20 protein-coding genes are annotated in these 16993 nt (G+C 70.5%); 11 read left to right on the forward strand and 9 right to left on the reverse strand.

Going from position 1 to position 16993, the window contains the following annotated elements; all coding sequences use genetic code 11:
• Window positions 1-21: 21 nt before the first annotated feature.
• From IEX89_RS17815 to IEX89_RS17825, 3 genes are all read right to left on the reverse strand, one after another.
• Window positions 22-1674, reverse strand: coding sequence for a histidine kinase famiy protein (locus IEX89_RS17815; RefSeq protein WP_373290606.1), 1653 nt, complete (start codon window positions 1672-1674; stop codon window positions 22-24).
• Between the two features lie 149 nt (window positions 1675-1823).
• Window positions 1824-2084, reverse strand: a complete 261-nt coding sequence (locus tag IEX89_RS17820; protein WP_188914605.1) for a hypothetical protein — start codon at window positions 2082-2084, stop codon at window positions 1824-1826.
• Window positions 2085-2105: 21 nt separating this feature from the next.
• The gene (locus IEX89_RS17825; protein WP_188914606.1) at window positions 2106-2627 is read right to left on the reverse strand and encodes a glycine cleavage system transcriptional repressor; all 522 of its coding nucleotides are present in this window, start codon (window positions 2625-2627) and stop codon (window positions 2106-2108) included.
• A 215-nt stretch (window positions 2628-2842) separates the two neighbouring features.
• On the opposite strand from IEX89_RS17825, the gene IEX89_RS17830 reads away from it, so the two are divergent.
• Both IEX89_RS17830 and IEX89_RS17835 read left to right on the forward strand, forming a co-directional pair.
• Window positions 2843-3364, forward strand: a complete 522-nt coding sequence (locus IEX89_RS17830) for a hypothetical protein (RefSeq protein WP_188914607.1) — start codon at window positions 2843-2845, stop codon at window positions 3362-3364.
• Window positions 3361-3606 (forward strand): hypothetical protein, encoded by a 246-nt coding sequence (locus IEX89_RS17835; RefSeq protein WP_188914608.1) that lies wholly within the window; start codon window positions 3361-3363, stop codon window positions 3604-3606. Before IEX89_RS17830 ends, IEX89_RS17835 begins: the two co-directional genes overlap by 4 nt.
• A 161-nt stretch (window positions 3607-3767) precedes the next feature.
• Here IEX89_RS17835 and IEX89_RS17840 read toward each other — a convergent pair whose 3' ends face one another.
• Window positions 3768-4253, reverse strand: a complete 486-nt coding sequence (locus IEX89_RS17840) for a peroxiredoxin (protein ID WP_188914609.1) — start codon at window positions 4251-4253, stop codon at window positions 3768-3770.
• Between the two features lie 213 nt (window positions 4254-4466).
• Here IEX89_RS17840 and IEX89_RS17845 point away from each other — a divergent pair, with 213 nt between their 5' ends.
• The 9 genes from IEX89_RS17845 (at window position 4467) to murB (ending at window position 13835) form a co-directional block, all read left to right on the forward strand.
• Window positions 4467-5663, forward strand: coding sequence for an OpgC family protein (locus IEX89_RS17845; protein ID WP_188914610.1), 1197 nt, complete (start codon window positions 4467-4469; stop codon window positions 5661-5663).
• Between the two features lie 94 nt (window positions 5664-5757).
• The gene (locus IEX89_RS17850) at window positions 5758-6468 is read left to right on the forward strand and encodes a DUF937 domain-containing protein (protein WP_188914611.1); all 711 of its coding nucleotides are present in this window, start codon (window positions 5758-5760) and stop codon (window positions 6466-6468) included.
• A gap of 176 nt (window positions 6469-6644) precedes the next feature.
• On the forward strand, window positions 6645-8021 hold the full coding sequence (locus IEX89_RS17855) for an ABC1 kinase family protein (RefSeq protein WP_188914612.1): 1377 nt from the start codon (window positions 6645-6647) through the stop codon (window positions 8019-8021).
• 106 nt (window positions 8022-8127) lie between these two features.
• On the forward strand, window positions 8128-8622 hold the full coding sequence (locus IEX89_RS17860; protein WP_188914613.1) for a Panacea domain-containing protein: 495 nt from the start codon (window positions 8128-8130) through the stop codon (window positions 8620-8622).
• Complete coding sequence (locus tag IEX89_RS17865) at window positions 8588-9007, forward strand: hypothetical protein (RefSeq protein WP_188914614.1); 420 nt, start codon at window positions 8588-8590, stop codon at window positions 9005-9007. Before IEX89_RS17860 ends, IEX89_RS17865 begins: the two co-directional genes overlap by 35 nt.
• Before the next feature lie 139 nt (window positions 9008-9146).
• Entirely contained in the window at window positions 9147-10325 is a 1179-nt protein-coding gene (locus IEX89_RS17870; RefSeq protein WP_188914615.1) for an FtsW/RodA/SpoVE family cell cycle protein, read from the forward strand.
• Window positions 10322-11458, forward strand: coding sequence for an undecaprenyldiphospho-muramoylpentapeptide beta-N-acetylglucosaminyltransferase (murG, locus tag IEX89_RS17875; RefSeq protein WP_188914616.1), 1137 nt, complete (start codon window positions 10322-10324; stop codon window positions 11456-11458). The genes IEX89_RS17870 and murG overlap by 4 nt, the downstream gene beginning before the upstream one ends.
• 38 nt (window positions 11459-11496) lie before the next feature.
• Window positions 11497-12912: a UDP-N-acetylmuramate--L-alanine ligase gene (gene murC, locus IEX89_RS17880; protein ID WP_188914617.1), complete on the forward strand. Its 1416-nt coding sequence runs from the start codon at window positions 11497-11499 to the stop codon at window positions 12910-12912.
• On the forward strand, window positions 12909-13835 hold the full coding sequence (gene murB / locus IEX89_RS17885) for a UDP-N-acetylmuramate dehydrogenase (RefSeq protein ID WP_188914618.1): 927 nt from the start codon (window positions 12909-12911) through the stop codon (window positions 13833-13835). The genes murC and murB overlap by 4 nt, the downstream gene beginning before the upstream one ends.
• A 7-nt stretch (window positions 13836-13842) precedes the next feature.
• Here the strand turns inward: murB and IEX89_RS17890 are convergent, their stop codons facing one another.
• The 5 genes from IEX89_RS17890 to IEX89_RS17910 are packed head-to-tail and all read right to left on the reverse strand — an operon-like array spanning window position 13843 to window position 16993.
• The gene (locus IEX89_RS17890; protein WP_373290607.1) at window positions 13843-14256 is read right to left on the reverse strand and encodes a Na+/H+ antiporter subunit G; all 414 of its coding nucleotides are present in this window, start codon (window positions 14254-14256) and stop codon (window positions 13843-13845) included.
• A 7-nt stretch (window positions 14257-14263) separates the two neighbouring features.
• Window positions 14264-14533, reverse strand: a complete 270-nt coding sequence (locus tag IEX89_RS17895; RefSeq protein ID WP_188914619.1) for a K+/H+ antiporter subunit F — start codon at window positions 14531-14533, stop codon at window positions 14264-14266.
• Window positions 14530-15018: a Na+/H+ antiporter subunit E gene (locus IEX89_RS17900; RefSeq protein ID WP_188914620.1), complete on the reverse strand. Its 489-nt coding sequence runs from the start codon at window positions 15016-15018 to the stop codon at window positions 14530-14532. Before IEX89_RS17900 ends, IEX89_RS17895 begins: the two co-directional genes overlap by 4 nt.
• Window positions 15018-16580 carry a monovalent cation/H+ antiporter subunit D gene (locus IEX89_RS17905; RefSeq protein ID WP_188914693.1) on the reverse strand — a complete coding sequence of 521 codons (1563 nt, stop codon included), beginning with the start codon at window positions 16578-16580 and terminating at the stop codon, window positions 15018-15020. The genes IEX89_RS17900 and IEX89_RS17905 overlap by 1 nt, the downstream gene beginning before the upstream one ends.
• Window positions 16581-16585: 5 nt before the next feature.
• Window positions 16586-16993 carry a Na+/H+ antiporter subunit C gene (locus IEX89_RS17910; protein WP_188914621.1) on the reverse strand — a complete coding sequence of 136 codons (408 nt, stop codon included), beginning with the start codon at window positions 16991-16993 and terminating at the stop codon, window positions 16586-16588.

A 16993-nucleotide genomic window follows, 5' to 3' on the forward strand; every position in this document is an offset into this window, starting at 1 on the left:
GGCGCATGGATCGAGAGGGCTCTAGCCCACTCCCGTCGGTCCGTCGAGGACCCGTCGCACCATGCGCACGAGCTCGGACCGGCGATAGGGCTTGTCGAGCACGTCGAACTCCGCGCCGCCGGCGTCCCGGCGCTCGAGAGAGGCCTCGGCATAGCCCGTGGTGAGCAGGATGCGCAGCTTCGGGCGGCGCCGGCGCGCCTCGCGGGCGAGCATGACGCCGTTCATGCCGCCGGGCATGATCAGGTCAGAGAACAGCAGGTCCACGCCCCGCGTGCCGTCGAGGACGTCGAGCGCCTCGCGGGCGTTCGCGGCGCGCAGGATCGTGTAGCCGAAATCGGAGAGGATGCTCTCGGCGAGATCGGCGACCTCGATGCGGTCGTCGACGACGAGGATCGTCTCCGAGCCGCCGTCCTGGTCGCGCATGCGCACGCCCGTCATCCCGCGCGGGCGCGCGGCGTCGATCGTGTCCTCGTCCGCCGCGGCGGGGAAGTAGAGCCGCACCGTCGTGCCCTGGCCGACCTCGGAATAGATCCGCGCCGCCCCGCCGGACTGGCGCATGAAGCCGTAGACCATGGAGAGGCCCAGCCCCGTGCCCTTGCCCTCCTCCTTGGTGGTGAAGAACGGGTCCATCACCCGCATCGCCACCTCCGGCGCCATGCCGCTTCCGGTATCGGTGATGGCGATCGCGGCGTAGCGCCCGCCGGGGATGTTGCCGAAGGCGGCCTCGTCGCCCGGCGCGATTTCGCGGTTCCGCGTCTCGATGATGACGCGCCCGCCCTCGGGCATGGCGTCACGGGCGTTGATGAGGATGTTGAGGAGCGCGACCTCCGCCTGGACCGCGTCGAGACGCGCGTTCCACAGATCGGGCGCGAGCTTCTTCTCCACCGTGATCGCGTCGCCGAGCGTGCGCGTCGCCATCTCGGAGAGCGTCTCGACGAGCTCGTTGAGGCTCACCACGCGCCCCTCGAGCCGCTGCTTGCGCGCGAAGGCGAGGAGCTGCTGCGTCAGCGTGGTGGCGCGGTCGGAGGCGACCTTTATCTGCGCGATCGCGCGCGCCATCTTGGCCGGCGCGTCCGGCAGGAGGGCGAGCTGGCCCTCCAGGATCTCGGTGTAGCCGCTCACGACCTGGAGCAGGTTGTTGAAGTCGTGCGCGATGCCGCCCGTGAGCTGGCCCAGCGCCTCCATCTTCTGCGACTGGCGCAGCGCGTCCTCCGCGTCGCGTCGGCGCGAGACGTCGAGCTGCGAGCCGAAGAAATACACGATCTCGCCGACCTCGTTGTAGACCGGCGAGACGAAGAGCGCGTTCCAGAAGGCCGAGCCGTTCTTGCGGTAGTTGAGGATCTCGACGGCGACGTCGCGCTGCTCGGCCACCGCGCGGCGCACCTCGTCGATGGTCTCGGGATCGGTCTCGGGGCCCTGCAGGAAGCGACAATTGCGCCCGACGATCTCCTCCATCGCGTAGCCGGTCATGTGCGAGAAGGCGCGATTGCAGAAGACGATCGGGTTGTCCCGCTGGCGCGGATCCGTGACGATCATCGGCATGCGCGTCTTCTCGACGGCGGCGAAGAAGATGTCGGAGTGGCGATCCTGAACGCCTTCCCCGATGGACGAGCCGCTGCGCGAGATCTTCGAGGGCGGCCCTTCGGGCAGGGGATTTCTGTCGTCGGTACTCACTGAGGTCTCCCGCAGGGGCGCCGACCCCTGCCCAGGCTATAGCGCAGGAGACGCACGTCGATAAAGCCGGCCACTTAGCGTGAAAACGCGCGCCGTCGAGTGGCGTCGCGAAACGGGCATTTTCGCCCGTGCACGGGAACCTTTTCCGCTCAGCCGCCGCCGGGATCGGTGTCTATCCCGCGGCGGCTGCGCCCCGGCAGCGCACCGGTGCCCGGCGTCGCATCCGGATTGACGAGGTCGGGCCGATCGTGCGGGCCGGCGGGAGGCGGCGGCTCGCGCTCGGGACGCGCGTCCTCGCGGCGCTGCGTGGTGCGCTCTCCGGCTTCCTCGCGGGGGTGCTTCTCGGGAGGCGTGCTCCCCTCTTTGCGCTCGTCGCCCATGATCTCCTCCAGCGTGCTGGAACAACGCACGAGGAGCTCTGGCGTTCGCGCCTATTCCGCTTCGCGCAGCACGATCTCGGCCATGATGTCGAGACCGATGGCCTCGAGGTCGTCGCGCAGCGCGCTCGCGCTGACGCCGTCGGGCAGCACGATGCGGGCCTTGGCCGAGAACAGCGCGTCCCCCGACATGGAGCCGACGAACACCTCCGTCTCCAGCTCGTCGATGCTCACGTGGCGCGCGGCGAGCCGATCGGCGATGTCGCGCACGATGCCGGGATGATCCGCGCAGGTGAGCTCGAGCACGGCCGCCTGTCCCTGCGGGGCGGGCTGCTCCGCCGAGCGGCGGGCGAGCGCGGTGATCCCCTCCTCGGCGAGATCGGCGAGGGCCTGCTCGAGCGCGGGCAGCGCCTCCTCCGGCAGGGCCACGCGCACGATGCCGGCGAAGGAGCCGCCGAGCCGCGCCATCGACGAATCGATCCAGTTGCCGCCCTGCGCCGCGACGATGGCGGAGAGGCGCTTCACCAGCCCCGGCCGATCCTGCGCGACGACGCTGATGACGATCTCGACGCTCACGCTCGTTCCTCCCGCTCTCGTTGCCCCGAAGACGAGCCGGGCCGCGCGCCCGTGTCAACCCGAACGAGCGGGCCAATAGTCCAGCTTTGAGCTGTTCTAATTCCAAGCTATTGATTTCAATGATGTTTTTTCTTGACCCCCGGGTCGCATCCGGCAAAGTGCGCAGGGAGAACAGTCCGAGCCCGGGCCTTGAACCCGGCGGTTGGAGAGACCCGATGACCCTTCGTTTCGACCCCGCGCTCGCCCGCGGCGACGGCCCCGTGCCGGCCCGCCGCGCGGATCTCCTGCCGGCCGGCGCCGCGGACGCGGCCGAGATCGCCTGCGACGCGCCCTGCCCGCGCGCCCGCGCCGAGGCCCGCCTCGTCGGCGAGATCTGTGCGGACGCGCCGGCGCGCCTGGCTCTCGCTGTCGCCCGCTACGTGGCGGCCGCGCGGGCGACGGGGGAGACGGATTGCATCGAGGCGGCCTTCGCGGAGGCGGAAGCGACGCTGCCGGCCGAAGAGGCGAGCCTCCTCGTCGGCGCGCTGGCGGGGCTGGTGCGTGCGCTCGAGGCCGAGAGCGGGCGGGCGCTCTCCATGCTGCCGGCCTCGTGCTGCCGCGCCAGCGCCGACGAGACGCGTCTCGCCGGGCTCGTCTCGGCGCATCGCGCCGGGAGGGCGGCCGATGTCGCGCAGGGGCGCGTCGGGCGCACGGCGCGTTCGGTCGCCGCTCTGCTCGGCCCGGAGATCGTGGGATGAGCGCGTTCGAGGGCATGTACACGCAGGCCGACCTCTCGGCCGCCCGCCGCCGCGCGCGCCTCGCCCGCGAGAAGGCCCAGCGCTATCGCGGCACCTCGGCCCAGATGCGCCGCAAGCTCGAGGCCCGCGCCGCCATGGCCGAGACGGAGGCGAACCTCATCGCCTACGCGCTCGGCGAGGACGACCCGCCGGCGCGACCGCGATCCCACGAGCTCGCCGCCGCCTCTCCTCCTTCCCTGTAGGGGAAGGTGGCGCGCCGCGAAGCGGCGTGACGGATGGGGCACGCCGAAGGCGTGTTCGGCTTCGCCGAAGGGCAGGGTGCGTCGCTCGCGGGCGTCGGACCCCACCCATGGCTCGCTTCGCGAGCGTTTTCCTCCCCGGCAGGGCGGGGGCGAGACCGGCCTCAGAGCTGGCCGAGCATGGCCTCGGCGCCGGAGGCGTCGGCCTTGCCGGGGGCGTCCTCGACGTTGAGCGCCTTCACGACGCCGTCCTCGACGATCATCGAGTAGCGCTTCGAGCGCAGGCCGAGCCCGAAGCCCGAGCCGTCGAGCTCGAGTCCGATGGCGCGGGCGAAGTCGCCGTTGCCGTCCGCGACGAACTCGAGCTTGCCGTCGGCGCCGAGCGACTTCTCCCACGCGCCCATGACGAAGGGATCGTTCACCGAGGTCACCACGATCGCGTCCACTCCCTTCGCCTTGAGGGCGTCGGCATGGGTGATGTAGCCGGGCACGTGGTTGAGCGTGCAGGTGGGCGTATAGGCGCCGGGCACGGCGATCAGGACCACCTTGCGGCCCTCGAACACCGCCTGCGAGGTGCGCTGGACGGGCCCGTCCGCCGACATGGCGCGGAAGGTCACCTCGGGCAGGCGGTCGCCGACCTTGATCGTCATGGTTCGTCGTCTCCGTGAATGGGGCGCCCGCTCGTCGGCGGGTCGAGGAGGTAACTAGGGCATTTCGCGCCGGCGTGCATGCCCTTCCTTCGCTGGAGCACGTCGTGCGCGTGAGGCGAGCGCGCCACCTCGCAGGATCGTGACCCGACGAGGCGGCGATCGCGTATAGAACACGAACCGCCCGCGCGAGGCCCGCCGCCGGACGAGGATGCCATGAAAGACACCCACGCCCCGCCGCCGGGAGCGCCCCCGACGGTACCGCGCCCGCGCGACCTGCGCCTCGACGTGTTCCGGGGCCTGGGCATGATCATCATCATGATCTCCCATATCCCCTGGAACCTGTGGTCGAACTGGATCCCGGCCCGGTACGGCTTCTCGGACGCCACCGAGATGTTCGTGTTCATGTCCGGCATGGCCTCGGCCATCGCCTTCGGCCGCGTGTTCGACAGGCAGGGCTTCGGCGTCGGCACGGCGCGGGTGGCGCAGCGGGTGTGGCAGATCTACTGGGTGCACCTGGCGATCTTCATGGTGCTGGCCACCCTCGTCGTCGTCATGGGTCCGATGCCCTTCGGCGACGAGACGTATGTCGAGCAGCTCAATCTCGTCCCCTTCTTCGAGGACACGGCGCGCAACCTCGTGGGGCTGATGACGCTCACCTACGTGCCGAACTATTTCGACATCCTGCCGATGTACCTCGTCATCCTGGCGATGATGCCCCTCGTCGTCGGGCTGGCGCGGGCGAGCGTGCCGCTCGCGCTCGGCGTGCTCGTGGTGCTGTGGGCCTGCGCGCAGGCCCGGCTCCTCGACCTGCCGGCGGAGCCGTGGTCGGACCGGACCTGGTTCTTCAACCCCTTCGGCTGGCAGCTCCTGTTCTTCCTCGGCTTCTTCTGGATGCGCGGCGACCTGCCGGCGCCGCCCCGCGCGAGCCCGGCGCTCCTCGCCGCCTGCCTCGCCGTCGTCGTCGTCACCGTGCCCTTCGCCCATTGGCCGATCTACCAGTCCGTGGACTGGGTCGGCGCCGGGCGCGAGGCGCTCGTGCCCTACCTGTCGAAGACGCGCTTGGGCATCCTGCGGCTCGTCCACTTCCTGGCGCTCGCCTACGTCGCGCTGTGGGTCGTGGACCGCTGGGGCGTCCTCTTGCGAAACGGCGTCGCGCGCGTTCTCGCCAAGGTGGGCCAGCAATCGCTCGCGGTCTTCGCGCTCGGCCTCGTGCTCTCGCGCGCGCTCGGGATCTATCTCGACTTCGCCGGCCGGGAGCCGGTGACCTATGCGATCGCCAACGTCACGGGCGTCGCGGTGCTCGTCGCGACGGCCTACGTGGTCGGCTGGTTCAAGGCCTCGCCCTGGAAGCAGAAGGCGCCCGCCGCGACGCCGCCGCGGTCGAATCCGGCGCTCAGCCCCGCGGAATGAGGCGCGGACCTCGCGTTTCGCCCGCGCGCTCCTTCCCAACGCCCGCACCTTGCCGCAGGATGGCGGCGGAGCGCGACGGAGTGCATGTGCCGCGATGACGAACCTGTTCGACCTGATGCGTGCCGCCCAGGGCGGCGCCGCCTTCGACAATTTCGCGACGAATCTCGGCCTCTCGACGGAGGAGACCCAGAAGGCGGTGGCGGCCCTCGTCCCCGCCTTCGCCATGGGGCTCCAGCGCTCGGCGGCGCGGCCGGAGGCGATGGACGCGCTCGCGCGGATGATGGCGAGCGGCGCCTTCGCCGGCGCCTGGCAGGACGCCGCCGCCGCCTTCGCCCCGCGCACCCGCGAGACCGGCTCGGACGCCGCCGCGACGCTCTTCGGCTCGCGCGAGCACGCGGCGCGCGTCGCAGACCAGGCGGCCGCCCTCTCCGGCGTCGCGGGGGAGGCGACGGGGCGCATGCTGCCGATCCTCGCCGCCATGCTGATGGACGGCATGGCCCGCATGGGCCCGCCCTCCGCCGAGAGCGCCGCCGCCAAGGAGCCGTCGCGCCGCGAGACGCCCCGCGCCTCGTCGGACGCCGCCGGCAACCCGTGGGAGGCGATGTTCGCCACGATGATGGGCGCACCGCCCAAGCCGGCGCCGGAGCCCGAGCCCTCCGCGCCCGAGCCCGAGAAGGACGCGCAGGCCGCCGCCGAGGACGCCTTCGCCGCCATGCGCAAGATGATCGACGCCGGGCGCGAGATGCAGGACGCGCAGCTCGCCATGATCAAGGCGATGATGGACGGCTTCCTGGGCCGCAAGTGATCCTCGGGGTCAAGTGATCCTCGGGATTAAGTGATCCTCGGGGCGCGAGCGAGCCTGCGCTGGTGAGCGAGCCTGCGGCCTGCGGCCATCCACCTCTCCCGGGGCGAGGTGGCGCCGCGGCGCCGGCGCCTTACATCCTCGGAAAGAGAGTGACGGGAAGGACGACCGAGCGCCCGATGAGCGACAGCAACGACACGCGCGACGCCGAAGGCAATCGCTTCTCCGCCCGCGCTGCCCGCTACGCGCGGGTCGGCGCCAACATGAGCGGCGTCGCCGCGCGCATGGCGGGCGCGCGGATGTTCGGCCGCGAGGACGCCCAGAACGCGGCCGCTCTGGCCCAGGCGCTGGGTGGCCTCAAGGGCCCGATCATGAAGGTGGCGCAGCTCCTCGCCACCATCCCCGACGTCGTGCCTCCGGAGTATGCCGCCGAGCTGCAGAAGCTCCAGGCGGAGGCGCCCCCCATGGGCGCGGCCTTCGTCAAGCGGCGCATGCAGGCCGAGCTCGGCGCCGGCTGGCGCACGCGTTTCGGCGAGTTCGACCTGAAGCCCGCCGCCGCAGCCTCGCTGGGCCAGGTCCACAAGGCCACGACGCTCGACGGCCGCGCCATCGCCTGCAAGCTGCAGTACCCGGACATGCAATCCGCCGTGGAGGCGGACCTGCGCCAGCTCGACTTCGCCTTCGCGCTGCACCGGCGCATGGATCCGGCGATCGACACGAGCGAGATCAAGAAGGAGATCGCCGAGCGCATCCGCGAGGAGCTCGACTACGTGCGCGAGGCCAAGCACGCGCGCATCTACGGCCACATCCTCGCCTCCGTTCCGGAGGTGCGGGTGCCCACCGTCGTCGAGGACCTCTCGACGAAGCGGCTCCTTTCGCTCGAATGGCTCGAGGGCACCAAGATCCTGTCCTACAAGGAGGCCGACGTCGAGATCCGCAACCGGCTCGCCATCGCCATGTTCAAGGCCTGGTGGCACCCGTTCTCGTCGGGCGCGATGATCCACGGCGATCCGCATCTGGGCAATTACACCGTCTGGGAAGCGGACGGAGAGCCGCAGGGCATCAACCTGCTCGATTACGGCTGCGTGCGGATCTTCCACCCGAAGTTCGTCGGCGGCGTCGTCGATCTCTATCGCGGGCTGCAGGAGAACGACCGCGCCCGCATGGTCCACGCCTACGAGACCTGGGGCTTCAAGAACCTCAACGCCGAGCTCATCGACATCCTCAACATCTGGGCGCGCTTCATCTACGGCCCGCTGCTGGAGGACCGCACGCGCACCATCGCCGACGGCGTCTCGCCGGGCGCCTACGGCCGCCGCGAGGCGTTCGAGGTGCACAAGGCGCTGAAGGAGAAGGGCCCCGTGACGGTACCGCGCGAGTTCGTGTTCATGGATCGCGCGGCGATCGGGCTGGGCGCCGTGTACCTGCATCTGCGCTCGGAGCTGAACTACCATCGCCTGTTCGAGGAGGAGATCGCCCGCTTCGATCTCGACGCCCTGGCCGAGCGCCAGCGCGACGCGCTCGCGGTGGCGGGGCTGGCGCCGCCAGCGGGGTGAGGGACAGCGCATCTCGATCGTCGCTCGTGCGCTTTCCGGCTGTGATTGCGTCGAGATACGTGCCATATAGTGCGTCGACGTCGGCCGCAGAAGCGGAGGGAAGCGCATGCAGATCGTGGAGAAGACGGTGCAGCCCGCCACCATCGCGGACTTCCTCCTCGTCTCCGCGCGCGAGGCGGGCGAGCTCTTGACGAACCTGAAGCTTCAGAAGCTTCTCTATTATGCCCAGGCCTGGCGTCTCGCTCTGACGGACGAGCCGCTGTTCTCGGAGGATTTCGAGGCCTGGGTCCACGGCCCCGTGCTGCCGTCGCAATACCACCGTTTCAAGGATTTCCGGTGGATGCCGATTACGGCACCCGTCGACATGCCTCGTGTGGACGAGGATCTCGCTCGCCATCTCGACGAGATCCTGCGCGTCTTCGGCCCCGAATCCGCGGTAGCGCTCGAGCAGATGACCCACGAGGAGCGTCCGTGGCGAGAGGCGCGTGCGGGGATGCCTCTGCACGAGACGTCGAGCGCGAAAATCAGCAAGAATACTATGAAAGAATATTACAGGAGCCTGATGGATGGGGAGGATCAGGAAGGGCAAGCCCGCGCCTGACGCGGGCGCGATCCGCAAGCGCGAGGCCACGGTACGGCAGATAAAGTTCTCCTTCGCACTTTTCAGCGGCGACGACGAGGTCGTCTGCCCCAGGAGCTTCCAGGACGGATACGTGCGGACCTTGATGGAGCGCTTGCGCGACCTCTCTTCATGGGATGTCGTTCGCTTCACGAACCAGTACGACAAGGCCGTCCGCAATCACGTGATCGATTGGGCGCGCACCGCGAGGCCGGAGGGCTTCGATCATCTGAACGAGCAATACCGAGCCTATCCGGCTTGGCAGTTCTCGCTCACCAGCAATGAGCACGGGCGCGTCCACGGCATCATCATCGACGACACGTTCTTCGTGATCTGGCTCGACGCGAACCACGCCCTGTATCCCTGATCGTGCGCACCGCGGACCGGGTGAGCCGACGCCCGCGATCCACCGCTTCCCGCAGATTTCGAAAGGCTCTCTTAACCGGGCGTTCACCACACTCTGGCGGTGGTGGAGCGGTACTTTCGACCCGGGGAGCCTCACGACCATGGTCTCGCGCGCGGAACGGTCGCTCGTCGGCGACTGGTGGTGGACGATCGACAAGGCGCTCGTCGCCGCGCTCGGCGTGCTGATGACGTCGGGCGTCGTGCTGCTCATGGCGGGCGGCCCGCCGGTGGCGCAGAGGCTCGGCCTCGACACGTTCCACTTCGTCAATCGCCAGGCGGTGTTCCTTGTGCCGGCGATCCTGGTCATGGCGGGGGTGTCCTTCCTCTCCCCGCGGCTCGTGCGGCGCTTGGCGCTCGCGGTCTATGCCGGCTCGCTCGCCCTCGTGCTCCTGGCGCTCGAGTTCGGGCCCGAGATCAAGGGCGCGCATCGCTGGATCTATCTCGGCCCGCTCGGCGTGCAGCCGTCCGAGTTCCTCAAGCCCGCCTTCGTCGTGCTCGTCGCCTGGGCCTTCTCCGAGAAGGCGCGCTCCGACATGCCGGGCACGCCCATCGCCATCCTGCTCCTGCCGCTCACGATCGTGCCGCTGATCCTGCAGCCGGATTTCGGGCAGACGATGCTCGTGACCATCGTGTGGGCCTGCCTGTTCTTCATCGCCGGCCTGCACTGGATCTGGGTGCTGGGCCTCGGCGGGGCGGGGGCGGTGGGCATCTTCGCGGCCTACGAATTCCTGCCGCACGTGCGCGCGCGCATCGAGCGCTTCATGTCGGGGGATGCCTCCGAGAGCTTCCAGGTCGAGACCGCGCTGCAGAGCTTCGCGTCCGGCGGCTGGCTGGGCCGCGGGCCCGGCGAGGGGACGGTGAAGCGCATCCTGCCCGACGCCCACACGGACTTCATCTTCGCGGTGACGGCGGAGGAGTTCGGCATCGCGGTGTGCCTCGTCATCGTATGCGTCTACGCCTTCATCGTGCTGCGCGGCCTCGTCCTCGCCCAGCGCTCGGAGGACGCCTTCTGCCGCATGGCGGTGGCGGGCCTCGTCTTGATGTTCGGGCTCCAGGCGTCCATCAACATGATGGTGAACCTGCATCTGCTCCCGGCCAAAGGCATGACCCTGCCGTTCATTTCCTACGGCGGCTCCTCGCTGATCTCGCTGGCGCTCGCCACGGGCTTCCTGATCGCGCTGACCCGCCGACGTCCCGCTGGCGCCGCGCACGCCTCCGGCTTCTCGCGCGATCTGCCGAGCAACGGCTGGGACGAGGGCTACGCGGAGCGCCCGGCATGAACGCACGCGCGCCGCTCGTCCTGATCTCGGCCGGAGGCACCGGCGGGCACCTCTTCCCGGCGGAGGCGCTCGCGCACGTGCTGCGGCGGCTCGGCCTGCGCGTCGTCCTCGTCACCGACGAGCGCGTCGGCGCGCTCGCCGAGCGCTTCCCGGCGGAGGAGGTGGTCTCCGTGCCCTCCGCCACGCCCTCGCGCCGCTCCGTCCTCGGCATGGTGGAGGCGGCGGGACAGCTCTGGCGCGGCGTCCTCGCCTCGCGCGCGCTGATCAAGCGGCTCGAGCCCGCGATCGTCGTCGGCTTCGGCGGCTATCCCACCGTCCCCCCGCTCTTCGCCGCCTGGAGCCTCGGCACGAAGCGGGCGATCCACGAGCAGAACGGCGTCGTGGGGCGTGCCAACCGCTTCCTGGCGTCGCGCGTCGACATGATCGCCACCGGCTTTCCCGAGGTGCGCGGCCTGCCGCGGGGCGTGCGCGCGGCGATCGTCCATACCGGCAACCCGGTGCGCCAGGCGGTGATCGAGGCGGCGAAGACGCTCTATCCCGCGGCCCACAAGGGCGCGAAGCTGCGCCTCCTCGTCTTCGGCGGCAGCCAGGGCGCGAAGGTGATGTCGGACGTCGTTCCCGAGGCCGTGGCGAAGCTGCCGCCCGAATACCTCGAGCGCCTCGTCGTCACCCAGCAGGCCCGCGAGGAGGACATGGCGCGCGTCCTCTCCACCTACCGCGCGATCGAGGCGCAAGCGGAGGTGCGGCCCTTCTTCGCCGACCTGCCGCAACGGATCGCGGACGCGCATCTCGTCGTCGCCCGCTCCGGCGCCTCGACGGTGGCCGAGCTCGCCGCCATCGGCCGGCCCTCGATCCTGGTGCCGCTGCCCGGCGCGCTCGACCAGGACCAGGCGGCCAACGCCCGCACGCTCCACGACGTCGGCGCCGCCCTCATGCTGCCGCAAACCGACTTCACCCCCGAGCGCCTCTGCGCCGAGCTCGTCGCGCGCTTCGAGAACCCCGAGCGCCTCACCGAGGCGGCGCTGAAGGCCAAGGCCGCCGGGGCCGTCGACGCCGCCGAGCGCCTCGCCGCCGCGATCCTGGGATTGGCGGGGATCGATCCGGCGCGCTATGCCAGTCAGGCGACGGCCTGAGCCGCGCCGCCCCGTCGACACGAACCGAGACACATCCCATGAAGCTGCCTCCGAAGCTCGGACCCATCCATTTCATCGGCATCGGCGGCATCGGCATGTCCGGCATCGCCGAGGTGATGCACAATCTCGGCTACACGGTCCAGGGATCGGACGCGGGCGAGAACGCCAACGTCCAGCGCCTGCGCGAGAAGGGCGTCGCGGTCCATGTCGGGCACGACGCGGCGCATCTCGGCGATGCCGAGGTCGTCGTCGTCTCCACCGCCATCCGGCGCGACAATCCCGAGCTCAAGGCCGCGCGCGAGGCGCGCCTGCCCGTCGTGCGGCGGGCCGAGATGCTGGCCGAGCTGATGCGGCTCAAGACCTGCGTCGCCATCGCCGGCACGCACGGCAAGACGACGACGACCTCCCTCGTCGCGACGCTGCTCGACGGCGGCGGCTTCGATCCCACCGTGATCAACGGCGGCATCATCAACGCCTACGGCACCAATGCCCGCATGGGCAAGGGCGACTGGATGGTGGTGGAGGCGGACGAGAGCGACGGCACCTTCCTGAAGCTGCCGGCGGATTACGCCATCGTCACCAACATCGACCCGGAGCATCTCGACCATTTCGGCAGCTTCGACGCCATCAAGGAGGCGTTCCGCTCCTTCATCGAGAACATCCCCTTCTACGGCTTCGCCGTGATGTGCACGGACCATCCCACGGTGCAGGACCTCGTCGGCAAGATCGAGGACCGGCGCATCGTCACCTACGGGCAGAACCCGCAGGCCGACGTGCGCCTGCTCGACCTCGACCTCTCGGGCGGGCAGGGGCGCTTCAACGTGCTGATCCGCGACCGCAAGAACGATTCCGCCAGCGTCATCGACGACGTGGTCATGCCGATGCCCGGCCTGCACAACGCGCTCAACGCCACCGCCGCCATCGCGGTCGCCCACGAGCTCGGCGTGCCGGGCGAGACGATCCGCCGGGCGCTCGCCAAGTTCGGCGGGGTGAAGCGCCGCTTCACGCGCGTGGGCGAATGGAAGGGCGCGGCCATCTTCGACGATTACGGGCACCACCCCGTGGAGATCGCCGCCGTGCTCCAGGCGGCGCGGGCCTCCACAAAGGGCAAGGTCGTCGCGGTCGTCCAGCCCCACCGCTACACGCGCCTGCACGCGCTGTTCGACGCCTTCTGCACCTGCTTCAACGATGCCGACGCCGTGATCGTCGCGCCGGTCTACGCCGCCGGCGAGGCGCCGATCGAGGGCGCTGACCGCGACGCGCTCGTGTCGGGCCTCAAGGCGCGGGGCCACCGTCGCGCGATCGCGCTCGAGGGACCCGAGCAGCTGCCGGAGGTGATCGCGGGCCTCGCCGAGCCCGAGGATTTCGTCGTCTGCCTCGGCGCGGGCACCATCACCCAATGGGCGCAGGCGCTGCCGGCGGGGCTCGCCGCCCTCGACGAGGGGGCGCGGTGAGCTTTCCGGACATCACGGGCGAGATCCGCGCGGCGGCGCCCGAGCTGCGCGGCACGCTCGCGGCGAACGCGCCGAGCGCGCCGCTCACCTGGTTTCGCGCCGGCGGGCCGGTGCAGGCGCTGTTCACGCCCGCCGACGAGGCGGACCTCGCGCATCTCCTCGCCGCTCTCCCCGACGAGATCCCGGTCACGGTGGTCGGGCTCGGATCGAACCTCCTCGTGCGCGACGGCGGGCTGCCGGGCGTGCTGGTGCGCCTCGCAAAAGGCTTCGCGCAGATCGCGGTCGAGGGCCTGCGCGTCGAGGCCGGCGCCGGCGCGGCGGACGTGAAGGTCGCGCGCGCCGCCGCGGAGGCGGGCGTCGACGGCCTCGCCTTCCTGCGCGGCATTCCCGGCGCCATCGGCGGCGCGCTGGCGATGAACGCGGGAGCCTACGGCGGCGAGGTGAAGGACGTGCTCGTCGCCGCCCGCGGCCTCGACCGGCGGGGGAGGGCGGCCACGTTCACGAACGAGGAGATGGGCTTCTCCTACCGGCACTGCGCGGTGCCGGACGACGTGATCTTCACGCACGCGACCTTCGAGGGCCGGCCAGGCGAGCCCGCGGCGATCCTCGCGGCGATGAACGAGATCACCGAGAAGCGCTCCACGACCCAGCCCGTGAGCACGCGCACCGGCGGCTCGACCTTCGCCAATCCCGGCGGGCCCGGCGGCTCGCCCAAGGCCTGGGAGCTCATCGACGCCGCCGGCTGCCGCGGCCTCTCGCGGGGCGCGGCGCAGGTCTCCGAGCTGCACTGCAACTTCCTCGTCAACCACGGCGGCGCCAGCGCGGCCGACATCGAGGCGCTCGGCGAGGAGGTCCGTCGCCGCGTGCGCGAGACGTCCGGGGTCGAGCTCAGGTGGGAGATCCGGCGGGTGGGGGTGGGGTGAGCCGGCCTCACGCCCGCTCGGCCGTCTCCTCCGCCGCCGCCTTCTCCTCCTCCTCGGTCGACGACAGGGTCGACCACGGCGCGTCGGTGCCGGTGGGGGTCAGCTCGGCCTCCGTGGCGCGGTCGCACAGGATGTGGGCCTTGGCGATCATGTAGGCGGTGATCGGGGCTGCGAGGAACAGGAAGAGCGTGATAAGCAGCTCGTGATAGGACAGGTAGCCCCGCGTCGCGCCCGCATGGATCATCGAGGCGACGAGGATCGCGCCGATGCCGAGCGTCGTCGCCTTGGTGGGCCCGTGCAGGCGCCGCATCATGTCGGGCAGCTTCGCGAGCCCGATCGAGCCCACGATCAGGAAGAAGGCGCCGACGATCAGCAGCGCGGAGACGATGAGCTCGAGCCAGAAGGGCATGTCGTTCGTCATGGCTCTCTCACTCGATGATGTTGCCGCGCAGCACGAACTTGCAGAACGCCACCGTCGACAGGAAGCCCACCATGGCGACGAGGAGCGCCGCCTCGAAATAGACCGGCGTGGCGTACCAGATGCCGATCATGATGGTGAGCGCGATGGCGTTGATGACCATCGTGTCGAGCGCGAGCACGCGGTCGAGCAGGTCCGGGCCCTTGGACAGGCGCCAGATGTTGAGCGCGATGGAGATCGCGATGGAGGCGATGGCGACGAGGGAGGCGATCTCGATCATTCGAAGATCTCCATGAGGCGCCGCTCGTAGCGGTCCTTGATCTGGGCGACGGTGCCCTCCGGATCGTCCGTCTCGAGGCAATGGACGAGGAGCGCGCGACCGCAGGCGGAGAGATCCGCCGAGACGGTGCCCGGCGTCATGGTGATGGTCCCGGCGAGCACCGTGATCGCCTCCGGCGAGCGCAGCTCGAGGGGGATCGTCACGAAGCGCGAGCGCAGGCTGTCGCCCTTGCGGAAGAGCACGAGCCAGGCGACCTGCACGTTGGAGACGACGATGTCCCACAGAACGATGCCGAGATAGGCGAGGATCTTGAAGGGATGGCGCACCCGCGGGCGGCCCGGCCAGTAGGGCGCCGTGAACATCGGCACGAGGATGCCGATGACGAGGCCGAGCAGGACCGCGCCCACGGAGAACGAATTCACGAGCAGGATCCAGACGGCCGTGATCACGAGCGTCAGGACGGGATGGGGCAGGATGCGCGACATCAGCGGCTCCAGTCCGGGACGATGGCCGGGTCGAACACGGCGGCGACGTAGCCGGCGGGATCGAGGATCTGGCGTGCGGTGGCCTCGAAGGCCTCCGTCGCCGGGCCGGCGAAGACGACGAGCAGGGCCGCGAACGCCAGAAGCGCGTAGACGGACAGCCGCATGGCGCCCGTCTCCTTGCGCGGCGTGTCGAACTCGCGCTCCGGCGGCGGCGCCGCCGCGACGAGGCCGCCGCCCACCGCCTGCGCCTTCCAGAACAGGGTCGAGCCGGCTCGCGCGAAGCCGATGATCACGACGAGGCTGGTCACGAGGACGAGGGCCCAGATCCACGGCCCGTAGGCGGAGGCGCGGGCGGCGTCGAGGATGAGGAGCTTGCCGATGAAGCCCGAGAAGGGCGGCAGGCCCGCCATGGCGATGGCCGCGACGAAGAACAGCCCCGACAGGAGCGCGTCGTTGCCCACGGGCGGCGCGGTCCGAAGCGCGTCCCCGGAGGCGCCGCGCCGGCGGGTCACCATGTCGGCGATGAGGAAGAGCACCGCGGCCGCCACCGTCGAGTGGACGGCGTAGTAGAGCGCGGCGGTCAACCCCTCGACGTCGAAGAGGCCGAGCGCCACGAGGAGCGACCCCATCGACCAGACCACGGAGAAGGCGACGAGATCGACGAGCCGGCGCGTCGCCAGCACGCCCAGCGCACCGACGAGGAGGGTGACGAGCGCGGCCGGTATGATCCAGGGCGCCGCCGTCCAGGCGATCTCGCCGGCCTCCGGCCCGAACACCATCGCGTGCATGCGGATGATGGAATAGGCGCCCACCTTCGTCATGATGGCGAAGATGGCGGCGGCGGGGGCCGACGCCGCGCCATAGGTCGTCGGCAGCCACCAATGCAGCGGCGCGAGCGAGGATTTCAGCGCGAAGACGAGGAAGAGGAGCAGCGCTCCCACCCGCAGCAAAGCCACGTCGCCGGCGGCGACCTCCGCCGAGCGCCGGGCGATGTCGGCCATGTTGAGCGTGCCGGTGGTGGCGTAGATCAGCCCGATGGCGAAGAGGAAGAGCGTCGAGCCGATCAGGTTGATCGTGACGTAGTGGAAGCCCGCCTTCAGCCGCGCCGGGCCGCCGCCGTGCAGCATCAGCCCGTAGGAGGCGATGAGCATCACCTCGAAGAACACGAACAGGTTGAACGCGTCCCCCGTGAGGAAGGCGCCCATGATGCCCATCAGCTGGAACTGGAAGAGCGCGTGGAAGTGGCGCCCCTTCTCGTCCCAGCCGCCCGACGCGTAGGCGACGACCACGAGGCCGAGAATGCCCGTCAGCAGCACCATCAGCGCCGAGAGGCGATCGAGCACGAGGATGATGCCGAAGGGCACCGGCCAGTTGCCGAGGAGGTAGGGCCGCGTCTCGCCGTCCGCCGCCAGCGCGTAGAGGTAGATTCCGAGCGCGAGCAGCGCCGCCGTCGCCACGCCCGAGACGATGCGCTGCAGGCGCAGGTCGTCGCGCAGCGCCAGCACGATGAAGGCCGCCGTGAAGGCCGGCAGGAGGATGGGGGCGATGATCAGGTGGTTCATGACGCTCACACGCCCCGCTCGGAGGCCGCGGCCGCGCCGGGCTCGAGGCCGGTGTCGGTGGCCGTCGTGCGCCCGCTCTCGCTGTCGGCCCGCTCGCGCGCGCCGACGCCGTCGTCGCCGCTCTCGAGGAAGCCGCGCAGCGCCAGCACCACGATGAGCGCCGTCATGCCGAAGGAGATGACGATGGCGGTGAGCACGAGGGCCTGCGGCAGCGGGTCGGTGTAGACCTTCACGTCGGGGCTGTAGATCGGCGGCGCGTCGATGGCGAGCCGGCCCATGGCGAAGAGGAAGACGTTGACCGCGTAGGACAGGAAGGCGAGCCCGATGATGACGGGGAAGGTCTGCGCCCGGAACAGCAGGTAGACCCCCGCCGCCGTGAGCGCGCCGATGCCGGTCGCGACGAGAAGCTCCAT

This window comes from Salinarimonas ramus, assembly GCF_014645695.1.
In the GTDB taxonomy this organism is placed as follows: domain Bacteria; phylum Pseudomonadota; class Alphaproteobacteria; order Rhizobiales; family Beijerinckiaceae; genus Salinarimonas; species Salinarimonas ramus.